At 47.5% G+C, this 17,179-nt stretch carries 11 protein-coding genes, 1 other RNA gene, 1 pseudogene and 1 CRISPR repeat array; of the genes and pseudogenes, 6 read left to right on the top strand and 7 right to left on the bottom strand.

What is annotated here, in order from left to right:
• Positions 1 to 204: 204 nt before the first annotated feature.
• Both ssrS and QUA74_RS08060 read right to left on the bottom strand, forming a co-directional pair.
• Positions 205 to 392: non-coding RNA, 6S RNA (gene ssrS / locus QUA74_RS08055), on the bottom strand.
• A gap of 50 nt (positions 393 to 442) precedes the next feature.
• Complete coding sequence (locus QUA74_RS08060; protein ID WP_333326816.1) at positions 443 to 1,705, bottom strand: 5-(carboxyamino)imidazole ribonucleotide synthase; 1,263 nt, start codon at positions 1,703 to 1,705, stop codon at positions 443 to 445.
• A gap of 338 nt (positions 1,706 to 2,043) precedes the next feature.
• Between QUA74_RS08060 and purD the strand changes: the two genes are divergently transcribed.
• Both purD and QUA74_RS08070 read left to right on the top strand, forming a co-directional pair.
• Positions 2,044 to 3,324, top strand: coding sequence for a phosphoribosylamine--glycine ligase (gene purD, locus QUA74_RS08065; RefSeq protein WP_333326818.1), 1,281 nt, complete (start codon positions 2,044 to 2,046; stop codon positions 3,322 to 3,324).
• Positions 3,325 to 3,494: 170 nt separating this feature from the next.
• Positions 3,495 to 5,681: an ATP-binding protein gene (locus QUA74_RS08070; RefSeq protein ID WP_333326820.1), complete on the top strand. Its 2,187-nt coding sequence runs from the start codon at positions 3,495 to 3,497 to the stop codon at positions 5,679 to 5,681.
• A gap of 209 nt (positions 5,682 to 5,890) precedes the next feature.
• Here the strand turns inward: QUA74_RS08070 and QUA74_RS08075 are convergent, their stop codons facing one another.
• A complete protein-coding gene (locus tag QUA74_RS08075; RefSeq protein WP_333081864.1) occupies positions 5,891 to 6,790 on the bottom strand; it encodes a S1 RNA-binding domain-containing protein in 900 nt (299 codons plus the stop codon).
• A gap of 99 nt (positions 6,791 to 6,889) precedes the next feature.
• A complete protein-coding gene (locus QUA74_RS08080; RefSeq protein ID WP_333326821.1) occupies positions 6,890 to 7,636 on the bottom strand; it encodes a dienelactone hydrolase family protein in 747 nt (248 codons plus the stop codon).
• 57 nt (positions 7,637 to 7,693) lie between these two features.
• Between QUA74_RS08080 and QUA74_RS08085 the strand changes: the two genes are divergently transcribed.
• Positions 7,694 to 7,825, top strand: a complete 132-nt coding sequence (locus tag QUA74_RS08085) for a hypothetical protein (protein ID WP_333326823.1) — start codon at positions 7,694 to 7,696, stop codon at positions 7,823 to 7,825.
• 896 nt (positions 7,826 to 8,721) lie between these two features.
• Positions 8,722 to 10,715: direct repeats of the CRISPR family, unit length 37 nt; unit sequence GCCCAAAAAAACCTAAAACCCTATCAGGGATTGAAAC.
• Positions 10,716 to 10,797: 82 nt separating this feature from the next.
• Here the strand turns inward: QUA74_RS08085 and QUA74_RS08090 are convergent.
• Both QUA74_RS08090 and QUA74_RS08095 read right to left on the bottom strand, forming a co-directional pair.
• Positions 10,798 to 12,000, bottom strand: coding sequence for a glycosyltransferase family 4 protein (locus tag QUA74_RS08090; protein WP_333326825.1), 1,203 nt, complete (start codon positions 11,998 to 12,000; stop codon positions 10,798 to 10,800).
• Positions 12,001 to 12,108: 108 nt separating this feature from the next.
• Complete coding sequence (locus QUA74_RS08095; RefSeq protein WP_333326827.1) at positions 12,109 to 14,433, bottom strand: IMS domain-containing protein; 2,325 nt, start codon at positions 14,431 to 14,433, stop codon at positions 12,109 to 12,111.
• A 352-nt stretch (positions 14,434 to 14,785) separates the two neighbouring features.
• Here QUA74_RS08095 and QUA74_RS08100 point away from each other — a divergent pair, with 352 nt between their 5' ends.
• From QUA74_RS08100 to QUA74_RS08110, 3 genes are all read left to right on the top strand, one after another.
• On the top strand, positions 14,786 to 14,923 hold the full coding sequence (locus tag QUA74_RS08100; RefSeq protein WP_333326829.1) for a hypothetical protein: 138 nt from the start codon (positions 14,786 to 14,788) through the stop codon (positions 14,921 to 14,923).
• Positions 14,892 to 15,929 (top strand): pyruvate dehydrogenase (acetyl-transferring) E1 component subunit alpha, encoded by a 1,038-nt coding sequence (pdhA, locus tag QUA74_RS08105; RefSeq protein WP_333326830.1) that lies wholly within the window; start codon positions 14,892 to 14,894, stop codon positions 15,927 to 15,929. The genes QUA74_RS08100 and pdhA overlap by 32 nt, the downstream gene beginning before the upstream one ends.
• A 232-nt stretch (positions 15,930 to 16,161) precedes the next feature.
• On the top strand, positions 16,162 to 16,614 hold the full coding sequence (locus QUA74_RS08110; RefSeq protein ID WP_333326832.1) for a clan AA aspartic protease: 453 nt from the start codon (positions 16,162 to 16,164) through the stop codon (positions 16,612 to 16,614).
• 181 nt (positions 16,615 to 16,795) lie between these two features.
• On the opposite strand, the pseudogene QUA74_RS29830 reads toward QUA74_RS08110, so the two are convergent.
• Positions 16,796 to 16,972, bottom strand: a pseudogene (locus QUA74_RS29830) (MrcB family domain-containing protein); the annotation flags it as partial.
• Positions 16,973 to 17,179: the final 207 nt, after the last annotated feature.

A 17,179-nucleotide genomic window follows, 5' to 3' on the forward strand; every position in this document is an offset into this window, starting at 1 on the left:
CAGATGTGATTTTACTGTTTCAGCCTGCCTATAGTCGGGAAGTAAACCCAATAGAAAGACTGTGGGGGTATATAAAAAAACGGCTTTGCTGATTTACGGTATGAAATTCTAAAGAGGCAAATTAGAGAAACCAGTATTCATAAAGCTTCTGGATTTTCCAATTATTTTTTTCATACCCTGATTAAGCATCGCCCAAAATTTTAAGGGTTCCCCGCAACGCCGTCTTACCTCAGCTTTTGACCTGGTATTTTACCAGGTGGGTACCGTTGGCTCGGACTTAAAGTTTCTGGGTACAAGCCCAGTTTACTGCTGTCCAAACATCTTGATTCCCGAGAGTTAAGAGTTATAGATCAAAAAAACATTATTGGCAGTCACCAACGTCGCAGTAGAACCTTTATTTAATATATACCAACTAACCCGATTTTGGCAAGCTTCGAGCAATTTAACCTGCATACCAGATAGATTCAACGGTTTGAGCAAGATCCTCTGCTGACGATCGCCCCTGAGCCACCTTGTCCGCGTCGAGCACAACTGTAACGTGACCGAGTTTGCGGCCGGGACGCGATTCTTTCTTACCATACCAATGGACAAAAGCACCGCTAATTTGTGCCAGTTGTTGTCTTTTTGCTAAATAATCGGACTGGGCCGACTCGTAGCCTAGCAAATTTACCATGACAGCGCCTGCACATTTCAGAGCCGAATTACCTAAAGGCAGTTGACAAACTGCGCGCAAATGCTGTTCAAATTGTGAAGTTTCACAGGCATCAATGGTAAAATGTCCCGAGTTGTGGGTACGCGGTGCAATTTCATTGACTAACAGCTTATTATCGGCGGTTAAAAATAATTCAATGCCGAATACCCCGACAGCTTGCAAACTGTTGAGGAGAGTGCGGGCGATCGCGCAAGCTTCAGTTTTCACATCTAAGCTAATATCAGCGGGCGCAATTACCAGATGACAAACCTGATTTTGCTGCTGAGTTTCGACGATCGGATAAATCGCAATTTCGCCACTTGCCGATCGAGCTGCAATCACAGCCAACTCGCGATCGAACGGCACAAACTCTTCCACCAGCAAAGACTGACCTTCGAGTTTAGCACGAATTGACTCCAAACTCCCTCGATCATTAACAATAAAAGTACCTTGCCCGTCATAACCGTGGCGGCGAACTTTGACGACAAAGGGAAAGTCGATCGATCCAGCATCCGAGTCTCCTTCACTCGGCACGCTGTCGGAAACAGAAATTGCCGGAAAGTCGATCGCCACCGCCTTAAACAATTCCGGGGGCAAATCTGCGCTGCAATCCCATTCCCAAAACCTCGGAGTTGGCAAACCCAAACCTTGTAAATAACAGCGCTGAACGTACTTATCCAACAAAGGAGAAAGCGACGACAAACTCGGCTGAAATAACACACCTTGCTCTTCTAGCGGCCGCAAACCATCCAAATCCACAAACTCATTTTCAAAAGTAATAACATCGCAGTCATCCGCCAATGCAGCCGTAGCCAAAACATCATCAACAGCAGCCAAAACAGCACCAGCAGCAACAGAAACTGCCGGGTCACTAGCATGGGGAGTTTGCACTACCAATTCAATACCCAGCGCACTAGCAGCATCCCCCATCATCGAAGCTAGCTGGCCGCCGCCGACAACGCCCACCCGCTTAAATTTTGCAGACGAACTCGCGGCGGTTTGATTTGATTTCATGTGAGTAAAATTCCCCAGAGTCAACCTGCCTATCTTATCGCTATTTGCCCCCGGAGCAATTATAGTAATTGCAGAGTTAAAAGCCAAAAAATAGTTTTAATTGCCTGATTAAATCGAGGCAGAACCCATAAAAATTGGGCAGCTAAAGTCTTTAATTATTGCACGCTCCCAGCCATTGAGAAACAGCCGTCGAAGCCCACTCCTCCAGAAAAGTGCCACATCTAGCAATTCCCTAGCGCCAAGCATGGCATAATTGACAGCACTGCAAAAAGCAGATAGACAGATGCCAACACTGAAAATCAGACATTCAGGGAACAAAATTTATAGGTGAGGATACTGTGAAAGTTTTAGTTGTGGGAAACGGAGGTCGCGAACACGCGATCGCAAAAAAACTGCTAGAATCTACGCGGATTAAACAAGTATTCTGCGTACCGGGCAACGGCGGCACAGCTACCACCCCAGGCTGTCAGAATCTGTCGCTCAACATCGACGACTTCCAAGGCATCGAACGCTTTGTGATGGTCAACAACATCGGATTAGTCATCGTCGGCCCCGAATTGCCCCTATCGCTAGGCATCGCCGACTATTTCCAACAGAAAAAACTCATGATTTTCGGCCCCACCAAAGCCGGCGCCCAAATTGAATCCAGCAAATCCTGGGCCAAAGAATTGATGCTCGAAGCAGGCATCCCCACACCCCAAGCTGCCGTATTTACAGACGCAGAAGCAGCAAAAGCATACGTTCTGGAACAAGGAACCCCAATAGTCATCAAAGCAGACGGACTCGCATCAGGCAAAGGAGTCACCGTTGCCACCACCGTCAAAATGGCTCACAGCGCCATCAACACCATTTTCCGAGGCGAATTCGGCACCGACAACATCCGAGTAGTCGTCGAAGAATTCTTAACAGGTCAAGAAGTCTCGATTCTCGCCCTCACCGACGGCATCACAGTGGAACCGTTGCTGCCGGCCCAAGACCACAAAGCTATCGGCGAAGGCGACAAGGGAGCCAACACCGGCGGTATGGGAGCCTATGCCCCAGCGCCCATTGTCACCCCGGAACTCATGGAAAGGATTCAAGAAGAAATTCTCGAACCCACCCTCGCAGCACTGCAAAAACGCAAAATCGACTACCGGGGTGTACTCTACGCAGGTTTAATGATTACCCCCGACGGAGAACCCAAAGTCCTAGAATTCAACTGCCGTTTCGGAGATCCCGAAACTCAAGCGGTTTTGTCGCTGCTGGAAACCCCTTTAGAAGATTTGGTGCTCGCCTGCTGTCAGCAGCGTCTGGGTGAATATTCTATTCGCTGGAAGTCGGGGGCCTCTGTTTGCGTAGTTTTGGCTTCTGGGGGCTATCCTGGAAGTTATCAAAAAGGCAACGTTATTACAGGTATCGAGGAAGCTGAAGCCAAAGAAGCACAAGTGTTTCACGCCGGCACCCAGTTGAAGCAGCAGCAGTTGGTGAGCGACGGTGGCCGGGTTTTGGGCGTCACTGCGACGGGAGAAACTTTGGAACAAGCTATCTCCAAAGCTTATGCAGCAGTTGATTGCATCCAATTTGAAGGCGTCTACTGCCGCCGGGACATCGGCCGCCGAGCTCTGGGTGATAAAAATTAGGAATTGCGACATCGGCCGCCATCCGAAAGCCAAGCAATCTCAATGTAGAAATGTAACAATGAAGTTTGGTATCTCTGCGGTGGCGGTAGCGGACAAGTCGCAGCAGAAAATTTGATCGGGAGCCAAGGGAATTGATCTTGCTTTTAATATTGAACGGGTGAACTGGTGAAATGCTGGCCATACTAAACAAAATCGGAGAAATTATTGCCCGCTGGTGGTCGGATTTTACCCTCCAGACCCGCCTGATGGCCGCTGCTACCCTCGTAGTGTCGTTAATTATGAGTGGCCTGACATTCTGGGCCGTGAATACTATCCAGCAAGACGCCCGACTTAACGATACTCGCTACGGCCGCGACCTCGGCCTGCTGTTGGCGGCAAATGTGGCGCCGCTGATTGCCAAAAACGATCGCTCCGAAGTCGCCCGCTTTTCCCGCCAATTTTACAGCAGCACCTCCAGCGTCCGCTATATGCTTTACGCAGACGAAGCGGGGGATATTTTCCTGGGGATACCCTTTTCCGAATCGGAGGTGCAGACTTCCCTGACGCTGCGCCGCCAGATCAAACTTCCCGATAATTTTCTCGCGGATATTGAGGCGAGAAATTTAACTTCTTTGCCTTTGGTGCGGCAGCATTTGACGCCAGATGGAGAAGTTACCGATGTATTTGTGCCGTTAATTCATGAAGACAAATATTTGGGAGTTTTGGCGATCGGCATTAACCCAAATCCCGCCGCAGTTATCTCTTCAAATCTTACTAGGGATGTCACTTTAGCAGTATTTGTCACAATTTGGGTGATGGTAATTTTGGGGGCTGTATTTAATGCCCTGACAATTACTCAGCCCATCAAACAATTAGTCTTCGGGGTGAAAAATATCGCCAGCGGGAATTTTAAGCAGCGAGTTGACCTGCCTTTAGGGGGAGAATTGGGCGAGTTAATCGGCAGTTTTAATGAAATGGCCCAGAAACTCGAAAGTTATGAAGAACAAAATATTGAAGAGCTGACAGCAGAAAAAGCTAAGTTGGAAACTTTGGTATCAACGATTGCTGATGGCGCCCTTTTATTAGACGCAAATTTGCAGGTTATTTTAGTTAATCCGACGGGGATGCGGATTTTTGGATGGGAAGGCAAAAAGGCGATCGGAGTAAATGTTCTTAACCTTTTACCTTCGGAAGTGCAGCAGGACTTGGCGAGACCTTTGCAGGAAATAGCTGCGGGCGATCGCGAAGGCGGCGAATTTCGCATCTCGATGAGCGAACCCGTTAACCGTACAATTCGGATTGTTTTAACTACTGTCATTCTGCACAAAGCGCCCGGTGCCGAACCGCTGTGCAAAAGCTGCATCCGCCATGAGGAAGATACCTGTACCGAACCACAACACCCGGTAGCTGTAGAGTGTACTTTCTACGAGCAAACCTCGAAGCATCAAGGTTCCGGACATTACCGGGAAAGTCTCAAAGGCATTGCAATGACAGTGCAGGACATCACTCGCGAAGTTGAACTAAATGAGGCTAAAAGCAATTTTATTAGCAATGTTTCTCACGAATTGAGAACGCCTTTATTTAATATCAAATCTTTTATCGAGACTCTCCACGAGTACGGAGAAGACCTTCTAGAAAGCGAGCGCAGGGAATTCCTAGAAATTGCCAATCGAGAAACCGATCGACTAACTCGTTTAGTTAACGACGTGTTAGACTTGTCGCGACTGGAATCCTGCCGAGTTTATCACTTGGACGCTGTTGACCTCCCGCAAGCTGTGGAACAAACCCTGCGGACTTATCAGTTAAATGCTAAGGATAAAGGCATTGAATTAGAGCAAGAAGTTGACCCGTATTTGCCACCTGCTTTAGGTCATTACGATTTGCTGCTGCAAGTATTTGCAAATTTAGTAGGAAATGCCTTAAAATTTACGCAGTCCGGCGGCAAGGTGGCAATTCGAGCGTATTTGCTAGAGTCGGAGGCTGCGACTACCAAAGACGGCAAATCCGGGAACCACAACTTGTCACCGAATGCCGGACATTTTCCGGTAGTGCGGATCGAAATTTCTGATACTGGAATTGGCATAGATCCTGAAGATCAACAAGCAATTTTTGATCGCTTTTTCCGTGTAGAAAACCGAGTACACACTTTAGAAGGAACGGGATTAGGTCTTTCTATTGTCAGAAACATTATTGACAAGCACCACACTAAAATTAATTTGGTTAGCGAAGTTAATGTGGGTACGACTTTCTGGTTCGACTTGGCAGTTTATCAGCCGAAACAAACAGTAGAGATGGAGAATTCTTGGCCAGTGGAAGCAAAGGTGGAGACTGAAACAATTGCGAGTCATGTTAGATCGATTCCGGTTGCACCGGAATGATTGTTGACTGTTGATAGTGATATTGTTTCCGGTTGATTAGGAATCAAGAAGAAAGCAGATTAGTTAGATGGGGATTTTTTAATCGCAGATATCAGTTTCGGAACACAGATGAACGCCGATGGGATTTTATCTGTGTCTATCGGCGTCTATCTGCGGTTAAACCTACATTCCTTGTTGTCCGGTAGATGGGGTTCTAATTACGTCAAGACTTAAGAAAGAGTCTTTCTAGCACGTTCCGATCGCTCTTCTGCGGTATCCATAACATCCGCCATTTTATCCACCATTTCCCCTGGGTAATTTTCTAGTACCCGAGTAGAAAGCGAAATTCGGCCACGACTTTCATCGAGGTCAACCACGATCGCTTTCAGGGGTTGACCGGGAGCAAACACCTTTCCAAGGTTATCAATATATTTTTGGCTAACTTGCTTGATGTGCAGCAAACCGCTAACTCCTTCCAAGTCCACAAACACGCCAAAAGGCTTGATGCTGCTGACTTTTCCTTCGACCAACTGACCAATTTGCAAATCCTTGAAAGCATTCGATTGAGTGGCCATCCGCTGGGAAAGTACGAGTTTTTCTCGTTCACGATCGACCTCCAAAAAATTAACGCTCAAAGATTGACCGATCAGCGATTCTAGGTTATCGCGGTCCACTAAGTGCGATCGGGGAATAAAACCGCGCATTCCCTGAACATCTACAGTCACGCCGCCCTTATTCGCCCCAGAAACCCGCACCTGAAGAACTTTACCGGTTTCCTGCAATTCAACTAAATCTTCCCAAGCTTGCTGAATTTGTAACTGCCGCAGGGACAAGGTAACTTGGCCATCTGCATCTTGTTCGCGGATAATCAAAAAGTCCCGTTCCTCGTCCAGCGGAACCACTTCCGACAAATCCGTTACTGTTCTCAAAGCAGCCTCTTCGATCGGCAAAAAAGCCGAAGACTTGCCGCCGATATCAACATACGCGCCGTTTGAGTCGTACTCGAACACTTTGCCGCGCACTACTTGTCCTTTCTGGAATTCGTAATTGTGCTGTTCGAGGGCTTTAGCAAAATCATCCATTGAAAAGGATGCTTTTGCGCTTTGAGAACCTGTAGATTTGGAATTCATGTCAGTTTAGTTGTCAGTTGTCAGTAATTTAGTTGGCAGTCGTCAGTAGAAAAAATTTTCCCACTCTCCCCATCTCCCTATCTCCCCATCTCCCACTCTCTAAGCTGGTTGAAGTTGCTGATGAAATAGCTGCTTCACCTGCATCCACGAGTCGGCTGCTGCCGTAGCGTCGTAACTGCCGCGGTGGTCGCAGAAGAAGCCGTGATCGGCATTGTAGCGGAAAATTTGGTGAGAAATACTGTGTTTTTGCAATTCTGCGGCGATTTGGTCAACTTGTTCTAAGGGAATGCTGGGGTCTTGGGTGCCAAAAAAGGCGTAGAGAGTGCCTTTAATGTCTGCTGTGCGGGCGATCGTGGGGGTTCCGCCGCCGGGGGTTTGGGTGGCGATACCGGCGCCGTAGAACGACGCTGTAGCCTTGATTTCGGGCAAAGTAGCGGCAAGGTAGGCGACGTGTCCTCCAAAGCAGAAACCAATGCAGCCAAAACCTTCTTGTTTGACAGAGGCTAGAGTTTTGAGGTAATCGATGGTGGCTTGGATATCGCCCAGAAGTTCGGAAGCTGTGGTTTTTTCTTTGTATTCTCTGCCGATTTGGATGGCTTCGGGTGTGTAGCCGGTTTCAAAGCCGGGGGCTTGACGCTGGTAAATGGCTGGGGCGATCGCCACATATCCTTCTTTTGCTATTCTTTCAGTAACTTCGCGGATGTGCGAGTTGACGCCAAAGATTTCTTGAATCACGATAACTGCGGGAAATTGCCCTGGGGAGGCTGGCTGGGCTAGGTATGCAGCTATTTGCAAATCCCCGTTAGGAACTGTGATGTTTTTGGTGCTAATTTCGGCTTTTGTCATCGGGAGTTTTAAGGTAAATGCCACTCTACTGATTTTAAGTTAATTTGGGGATTTTGTATGCAATTTGCCAATAATATTTTTCGGAACTGGGAAGCGCAAATACTGCAAATCTGGCAGGTTAAAATTCGCTATTTATTGAAGGTTTTGGTTTTGCTGAATAAGTCGGGGCAAATCACTCCTAGCAATTAATTGGGGATTCAATCCCGGTAAAATATAACTTGTTATCTGTGATTTGCTAAAGCATAGATTTTGATAAGGCTACGATTGGGAAGCTTTTGTCTGGCTTTTTGGGGAGATTTTCTAGATAAGCGTCTAACTCGATTAGCTGTTCAATATGAGCTAATCTTTTTTTGATATATCGGAGTTTTTTTTTAATCTATTTGCTTTCTGGTTGGCGGAAGCGTTGTGGTTTTTTAGCTAATTTTAAGTAGTTTTTTATGGCTATATTGCGGTAGGTTATTGGTTTTTCCTTGAGCTTCCCTTTATGGGCAGTGGATGTAGTAGAGTGTGTTTGAGTGTGGTGAGTTAAGTGAGACTGAGTATGGTAAGTTACGATCGCCATGCCGAACAAAGTCATGCAACCAGTTGAGGAGATTGATGCTCAAGTGGGCGCTTGAAGCAATCAGAGAGGATAAGCGAACAAAGTCCTGCAACCAGTTGAGGAGATTGATGCAGGCTAGGACTCAAGTCTAAGTTACGATCGCCACGCCAAAGAAAGTCATCCAACCCAAGGAAGACAGTATTTTGTTTTTTCCGCTGTGCGTTTGCTGTCAGGCTAAGATCGAAGGTATTGGTGGGATAGAGCCCGTTGAGCGCAAAATATTTTTTGCTGAGTTTCCGTGAATGGGTAGGTGTTAAAATCGGGGTATCAAATTTTTCGGCTCAAACTCATGTGCAGCAATAGTTTGATGCCCATATTCTGAAAAAACGATTGACGGAAAGTCTGTAAGCTCTACAGGATAAGGTTTTGCAGGGAGTATGGAAAATCTGGTATTGACAAGCCGAAGGCTGCAATGGTACTTTTGTTGTTGACTGACGCAACTGCACCTTGAAAACTAAATACACCCTGGCTTCTGGAACGGGCGGCCCAAAAAAACCTAAAACCCTATCAGGGATTGAAACTATAATATACATACTTTATTGTTAAATCAACAAAGGCCCAAAAAAACCTAAAACCCTATCAGGGATTGAAACGGAATTGCTTCTTTATGCACCGGGCGCTTGAAACCCAAAAAAACCTAAAACCCTATCAGGGATTGAAACATTTTCCCTCCTTAAGGTAAACCCATCATTTGATCCCAAAAAAACCTAAAACCCTATCAGGGATTGAAACTACAAAAAACAGTAAATTCACCCAGGTGGGTTCCCGCCCAAAAAAACCTAAAACCCTATCAGGGATTGAAACTTTTGATTGTGATTTCGGAGGAGAGACAAGCAAGCCCAAAAAAACCTAAAACCCTATCAGGGATTGAAACTCGTACTGTCCCCGACCAACTCCGCTTGTTGTAACGCCCAAAAAAACCTAAAACCCTATCAGGGATTGAAACTTTGTTGCTGTTTACGACTACCTGAGCAAGTGCGTTAAAGCCCAAAAAAACCTAAAACCCTATCAGGGATTGAAACGCAAAGCACTTTGGCAGTGGTGCTTTACTCGCTTGGAGGCCCAAAAAAACCTAAAACCCTATCATGGATTGAAACTGGCATTATTCCACATACTGTGTAAGATTCTCTCGCCCAAAAAAACCTAAAACCCTATCATGGATTGAAACTCCAAGAATTCTCCATATCGGCAGCGTTTCTTAAGCCCAAAAAAACCTAAAACCCTATCAGGGATTGAAACCGATCCGAGTTTGAATGCACATAGTTTTTGTGGTGCCCAAAAAAACCTAAAACCCTATCAGGGATTGAAACATCGGGCGCGACGTTGAAGTCGTGACCTGCAGGAATCCGCGCCCAAAAAAACCTAAAACCCTATCAGGGATTGAAACATGGCGAACGGAAAAGAGGAACCATTGAGCTTAAACGCCCAAAAAAACCTAAAACCCTATCAGGGATTGAAACATCAGTTGAGCAAAAAGTCCAGCGTTGATGATGAGCCCAAAAAAACCTAAAACCCTATCAGGGATTGAAACCACCCGATGGCCGCCGATGAATGCCGCTATTGCTCCAAAGCCCAAAAAAACCTAAAACCCTATCAGGGATTGAAACTGCGAGCCAGTGGGATTACCTCTACCCCTCCGAAGTCGCCCAAAAAAACCTAAAACCCTATCAGGGATTGAAACCAGAGTTCGCAGAAAAGTACAACGAGATTTTAAATAGCCCAAAAAAACCTAAAACCCTATCAGGGATTGAAACTCATACCAAACCGAGCTAAAAGCGTCTGTGATTCGGCCCAAAAAAACCTAAAACCCTATCAGGGATTGAAACCAGCTTTTCTCGACCGTAATTCGCTTGCTTGCGAACTCGCCGGAAAAAACCTAAAACCCTATCAGGGATTAAAACCACATTCGCGGGGGCAACACCGATTCGCCGATGATCGCGCCGGAAAAAACCTAAAACCCTATCAGGGATTGAAATTTGCTTGATGAAGCGGCCATATTTCTTGGCGATGCCGGAAAAAACCTAAAACCCTATCAGGGATTGAAACACCAACAGTTTCAGCAACACCCATATCTGAAAACGCCGGAAGAAACCTAAAACCCTATCAGGGATTGAAACCTGCGATTGGTACACGGTGAGGAAGTGCGCTCGGCCGGAAAAAACCTAAAACCCTATCAGGGATTGAAACAGAGGGATATCCGCCGCACCCGGTGCTAGCAAAATAGGCCGGAAAAAACCTAAAACCCTATCAGGGATTGAAACCTTACCGGGTAAGTTGCCACTGAATTGATAGAGTGCCGGAAAAAACCTAAAACCCTATCAGGGATTGAAACGCTTGGTACACTGGGGAAAGACCAGAGGCTATTTTAGCCGGAAAAAACCTAAAACCCTATCAGGGATTGAAACAGGTAGGGAATAGTGAAGGGAATTGTCGTCTCCCTCGCCGGAAAAAACCTAAAACCCTATCAGGGATTGAAACTTTGCCCCGCTACTTGGTTGCGACAAAGCCACCACTGGCCGGAAAAAACCTATTTCCCCATCGAGGGCTTGAAACGCCCAAACTACAAAATTATTGGCTCAAAAATAGACCTCTCCTCTCTCTTTTTATCTCCTCCCATAACCTCAAGCAATCGATCGACTACGCGCCTCCAAGTAAAATTTTCAGCCACAAAAGCCGGGCCCGCAACCCTCGCTGTCGCAGCCAATCCAGGCTGTTCGATCGCCCCTTGCATCAAATCAGTCAAATGTTCCCACTCAGGAGCTAAGATAAATAAGGTTTCCCCGTCACTCACCACAGCCGTAAATTTACTCTCAATCCGCAGTGCAAAGTTCGATCGCGTAAAATCATCGGTAGGGCCGCCCGCAGTGCAAATAATCGGCAAACCGCAAGCCACAGCTTCCAACACCGGCAGATTAAAACCTTCTGCCAAATAGGGAGAAACATAAACATCTGCTGCTTGGTAAAACTCAGCTATTTGAGCAAAAGATAGCTGGCTACCAGTATAAATTAATCTCGGTAAAACCCTCGCTCTTTCGGCATCGTTGAGCACAACTCGGCAGGCTTCCGCAATCTCGTCTCTAGACGGATAAAGCAGTTCAGAACCTTTTAAAACTAATCTCGCATGGGGATATTTGTCAACTACCGCAGCGAAGGCTTTTAATAAAGGGCGAATACCTTTGCGATCGGTTTGTCCTCCGATATTTAAAAATATAAAATAGTTTGACCAGCCGAAGCTTTGGCGCAGCGATTGACGCCGATCACCCGCAGCAGGATAATAAATCTTAGGATCGACACCCAAAGGTACGACGGCAATGCGATCTGCCTCAACTCCGCTGCGAATTAAGCCGGCTTTTGACCAAGCTGAAGGTGTAATAATTTTCGTTTCTGAATTAACGGGGGTTTGGGCGATCGACTTAACACCCATCGCCTGTAATACTGAACTGGTAATAATCCCCCATTCTGTGGCTGCAAATACCCAAGTTTGAGCGCTGGTGGAGGCCGAGAAGTCCCACGGGCAGTACATTCGCAGGGTAACATCGGCTGACTGATTTACCGCAGGGTTCTTAATGCTGCGAAGTAATGTTTCATTTGGGCGATCGAACAAACTAATTTTCGTCTCCCAAGCTGCGTCAATGTAGGGCATATCGCGGTGGAAAAGCTCAATTTGTCCTCGCGGGCGATCGAGCATTTCCAGCAGTTGAAATTGATTGGCTACGCAATAGGAATGATAAATAAAACGCCAGCCTTCAACAATAATCTGCAATTCACAACTCCCGCTTTTGGAATTAAAAATTTAACTAATAATCAGAAATTGGTAATTAGCAAATAGCAAGCAGAAATTACCAATTACCAATTACTAATTACCAATTCCTTACTTAATCACTTGCCAATCCATAATCCGCCACTGTCCCTCTTGGCGGATCAAGTCGTAGCGCACCCGCAGGTTTTCATTGCGCGAAGAAACGAGCTGAGCACGATCGAACACTTCGGCTTTTTCCGCGACTTGGGCTTCTACTTGAGCGCGATCGGGATTAGTCGGATTCGTGTTAACTCCATTAACTTGCAGCTTGTGTACATAACGCTGGTGCGCGTTGTTTCGCTGTTGAGCTTCTGCCATCAATTGCCAGCGAGACAAAGCCGGTTCTGTCAGAACTTGCTTTAATTCTTCGACAGCGTGGTTAGGGCCCAAAGCCGCTGCTTTCGCCGACAGCCAGCTTTGAACTATTTGTTCGGCTGATGCCTCCGTGATTTCTCCCGACACTGCGCCTGCAGCGCTCGGCTCCGGGGCCGCGGCCAAGGCAGGGATTTCTACGGGCGGTTCTTCCAAACGGACGAGGGCTTGCTCTCCTTGGAGGGATGGGCCCGATAGGGCTTGCATCGCGCTAGCCAACAGACTGAGTATTAACCACAGGAATAACAGGCTCAGGACACCTGCGACTAGAAACAAAGCCAGCCTGTTTGGAGGCATGGACTTGACTTGGGCGGTAATTTCTGCTGCCTTGGTGCGCGCCCGATCGGCAAAATCGCCCTTTAGCCCATTGCCGCTTGCTCCGCTGCGCCCTGAATGTTGGCGTCTGCGTTGTTTGGAAGTCGAGTCTGCGGGGTGTGGCACGGTAGCTATCGGGAGAGAGACGGCGGCAGCAGCGGGGCTCGGCGCAGCCACAGTTGCCTGAGATTTCGCGTTCGAGGCTGCGGTGGAAGCGTCGCCCGGTACGGGGGTCAAGGTGACGGTACTGGCTCCCTGCTTCGCTGTGGGTGGCTGTGCGGGTATGGCAGCGGGCGATCGGCCTGCGGTCGGTTGCAGCCGCCCTGGGGGCTTGCCGGAGCGGGGCTGTACGACGACCCATTCGTTGGCGGTTTCTGCGTCCTGTGGCAAAGCTTCTAGGTAAGCTTGTACTTTCGGGTCGGCAAAGTAGTCTTTCAAGGACACTGACTCGTTGGCCAAGTCGCGGAAGTGGGGAAACACTTCTTCTTGTAGCCAATGTTCGGCGTACAAGCAAAGTCCGGGCAACAAGTCGGGAGAATCTTGGGAATGTTCGCGAATGAAGGCCAGGGGTTCTTTTTCCGAACTGAGTTCGAGGGAGCGGCTGGCTTCTTCTGTCTGGCCCAGCAGCAGGGAACAGACGGCTTTTTCCAGGTGAACGTCTTGGCGGCGACCGAGCTGCATCAGCATCAGCTTGGCGCGACGGATCATCGATGGCTGTCTGGCGGCAAATCCTTGGGCTAACAGGGTGTAGACCGAGAGGTAAGTGGCGACTGCGGAGGGGCGGCCGGCTTCGGCTTCAAATAGCGCCTGCTGCTCGCTGCTGGTTAGGTGTTTACGCATTTGCTGCACGAACCGGAGGAAGTCTTCTATTCCTAAACCCGATCGATCGTCTCCCGAACCGTCGATACCGCCTCGTTCTTGAAGCATTTCTCGCAGGATTTGCAGTCCCCGGCGACGCTCATCGACTTTTTCTTCGGGGAGTGATAATAGCTCTAAAATGTTGTACGGACGGAGTTTGTATATGTCGGCTTGCATTTCACCCCTCACGCTTGCAAATAGGCTTTCGCGCAGCAGCAATTCTTGACCTGCTTCTAATGATTTTGCGGCATTTTCGTACTGACCTTGCTGCCACTGTTCGCGGCCGAGTTCTAGACAGGCAAGGCTGACGGTTAAAACTATATCTGGCCTCACGAGCTCTTTGTCGCCGAAACGACCTTCTGCGATCGCGATGCTGCCATTGTTAAGATACGGGCGACCCAGCTTCTGTACGAGTTCGTATTCTCCCAGTTCTTGCAGTATGAGCAGGGCTCCTACGAATTGGTTGTCATCGATTTCAATACTTGGAGTGTGGGGGTCGGGAGCTGCCTCTAAAGCCTTGGACTCTGCCGGAGCGGTTTCTCCTGCGTCTTGCAGGAATGTGTCCGTGCCTGCTGAGGTTTTTGACCTCTGGTGCTTGGCTTCCTGTGCGGCTTCCGACTCTCGATCGTAAGTTTTGGCTAAAAAACTGGCATCGTAAGCTTTGCGCCCCTCTGAGTCTGACAGAACGGCGCAGGCTTCATCGAGCAGTTGTTTGCGGGCGACAATCGCAACTTCGGAATACTCCCTGCGCGGAAGCTGTAAAGTTCGATCGCGGTGAGCCTGCTGCAACTGTTCGGCAGTAGCTTGAATCGGTAGACCCAAAATCCGGTAGTAATCTAGTGGAATTAACATAAGTTAAAGAACTGTCCACTTCCCCAAAGCGCTAGCAACTGAATTAGCCTATCTTAAGTGACATACTCCCGCAAACCAAATCAAAAATTCTGGTGTTGGCTTCCAACCGCCCCATTCACGGTATGTTGGACTTGCCGTAGAGATACTCTGATTTTTTTCCCTCTAGGGCGTTTTACAGTGAGGAAAATGCAAAGGCTCACTGCCCGTCAGCTAAATGAGTGGTTTGACTCTTGAGCATTTTCGGGTTTGAGAGTAATGGAATTATATCATTCGTGTGCATGGGGTTTAGATGGGAGTTGGTTCTCCGAGTCCCGGCAATCCGCCCCGAGGGCCAAACTCATTTTAACAATTGGTGAAGTGCTGCACAGAAAAGGTGCGATCGTTTTCTGCTGCGGTTGTGTCCCATCTCGGTTTAAATTTAGATGTCAAGGAAGCCGATCGTCGGGTATTAATTATTTATGGTTCAGGAACGGACTTTACCAGTTTTTGACGCGCAAAGCGTAACCATTTCTCGGGATGAGGGCTTAATGCTCTACGAGGATATGGTCTTGGGGCGCTATTTTGAGGACAAGTGTGCTGAGATGTACTACCGGGGCAAAATGTTTGGTTTTGTCCACTTGTACAACGGTCAGGAAGCTGTCTCTACTGGCGTGATTCGAGCGATGCGCCGGGATGACACCGATTACGTCAGCAGCACCTACCGCGATCACGTTCACGCTTTGAGCGCGGGCGTGCCGGCGCGGGAGGTAATGGCGGAGTTGTTCGGGAAGGAAACTGGTTGCTCGAAGGGCCGCGGCGGTTCGATGCATATGTTTTCGGCCGAACACCGACTGTTGGGAGGTTATGCTTTTGTGGCTGAGGGGATTCCTGTAGCTACGGGGGCGGCTTTTCAATCGAAGTACCGCCGCGAAGCTTTGGGGGATGAGAGTTCCGATGGCGTGACTGCTTGTTTTTTTGGCGATGGTGCCGCAAATAACGGGCAGTTTTTTGAGTGTTTGAATATGGCGGCTTTGTGGAAGTTGCCGATTATTTATGTTGTGGAAAACAACAAATGGGCGATCGGAATGGCCCACGAGCGAGCTACTTCTGATCCGCTGATTTACAAAAAAGCTCATGCTTTTGGCATGGCTGGTTTTGAGGTTGACGGGATGGATGTTTTGGCGGTGCGGGAAGTGGCGAAGGAAGCTGTGGCGCGGGCGCGAGCCGGCGAGGGACCGACTTTGATTGAGGCTTTGACTTATCGCTTTCGCGGCCATTCTTTGGCCGATCCTGATGAATTGCGTTCTAAGGAAGAGAAGGAATATTGGTTCCCCCGCGATCCAATTAAGAAGTTGGCTGCTGATTTGATCGATCGAACTTTGGCAACTGCTGAAGAATTGAAAGAGATCGATAATAAAATTCAAGCAGTAATTGATGATGCAGTCGATTTTGCTGAGAAAAGCGCTGAGCCAGATCCTAGCGAATTGTATCGGTTTATCTATGCAGAAGATGAGTAAGCTTTTGTGCATTTAACTTGTATGTTTAGGGCTGCCAGGATGCCAACCCCACAAGAGTCATAGATCCCCGTAGGGACACGGCGAAAGCCTTTGTCCCTACTGCACTTCCTAAACCTATAATACGCTGTAAGACTTACGTACAAACTCTACTTGTACGGTGTGCACTGCGAACCTTACTACCATAAATTGTGGCTAGAATCAAAGGTAGATTTTCTAGACGAAAAGAGGCGATATGATAAATCTCGATCGCAATCTAACTCAAGCCAGCAAAAATATGGGTGCAGTGCGAGTCAAAGTCAAGCTAACGAATGCCATTGATGAAGAGTTAGTCAAGAGAGGAGTGCTCAATCCAAATCTGTTGCGTGTGTACGAAGCAGAAGCACTCATAGATACTGGTGCAATACGCACAGCTATTCCTGTAGAAGTCTGCGAGCACCTGGGTTTAAGAATTAGGAGTCAGGAAATAGCAAAATATGCTGATGGCAGACAAGAAACAGTAGGATTGACTGGGGCTATTATCATTGAAATAGAAGGGCGCGAAACGATTGAGGCGGCAAGGGTTTTAGGCGATATGGTGCTAATCGGTCAAACTGTGTTAGAAACTTTAGATTTGCTAGTAAATTGCAAAAATCAGCGTCTAATTCCCAATCCCGAAAATCCCGAAAGGCCTGTATTGAGAGTTTAATACTAAATAAAGTATAGCCTTTCTCAGAAAGATGAGGTACCCGACGGGCATAGGGCATAGGGCATAGGGCATACCTCACTTTTTTGAGAACCGCTATAGTTGCCTTTGGGATAGAATCAAGCTGAAGATCGAGAGGTTCAGAAAATTCCCTGAGCTTGTCAGAACCAAGCTTATCTGCTATTCCTTGATTGAGAGAAAGATAAACGCCAGAGAAGTCCGCGCGAAAAAAATAAACACAGTAAAACCCCGACTGGACATTCTCAGTTACAAGCTTGTTAAATATTGCTATCCAAGGAACTTTAGCCCAAGAACCATTACCTGCTGAAGCTTTTACGCTATAGATTTCTGGTAAGTCCAATTAAGCACTTATTGATTTCGGCACTATATTTCTGACATAAGTAGCAAATGAATGTCCTTTGATGTTGTCGTTACTGACCAATGGAGATTCAAACATGATTTTTTTAAGGGACTCTCTAAGCGCCATAGCCACTAATTAGGGCTTGCTGAAAAAGTAAGAAAACAGCATTTAGAAAGATGAATGAACTCGCGAATCCCTTGATAATAT

The organism is Microcoleus sp. LAD1_D3, from assembly GCF_036702135.1.
Classification (GTDB): Bacteria; Cyanobacteriota; Cyanobacteriia; order Cyanobacteriales; family Microcoleaceae; genus Microcoleus.

Coding starts and splice junctions, on each gene's coding strand:
- QUA74_RS08060 (WP_333326816.1), bottom strand. CDS start 1,705: ATGAAATCAAATCAAACCGCCGCGAGTTCGTCTGCAAAATTTAAGCGG.
- QUA74_RS08070 (WP_333326820.1), top strand. CDS start 3,495: ATGCTGGCCATACTAAACAAAATCGGAGAAATTATTGCCCGCTGGTGG.
- QUA74_RS08075 (WP_333081864.1), bottom strand. CDS start 6,790: ATGAATTCCAAATCTACAGGTTCTCAAAGCGCAAAAGCATCCTTTTCA.
- QUA74_RS08080 (WP_333326821.1), bottom strand. CDS start 7,636: ATGACAAAAGCCGAAATTAGCACCAAAAACATCACAGTTCCTAACGGG.
- QUA74_RS08085 (WP_333326823.1), top strand. CDS start 7,694: ATGCAATTTGCCAATAATATTTTTCGGAACTGGGAAGCGCAAATACTG.
- QUA74_RS08095 (WP_333326827.1), bottom strand. CDS start 14,433: ATGTTAATTCCACTAGATTACTACCGGATTTTGGGTCTACCGATTCAA.
- pdhA (WP_333326830.1), top strand. CDS start 14,892: ATGGTTCAGGAACGGACTTTACCAGTTTTTGACGCGCAAAGCGTAACC.
- QUA74_RS08110 (WP_333326832.1), top strand. CDS start 16,162: ATGATAAATCTCGATCGCAATCTAACTCAAGCCAGCAAAAATATGGGT.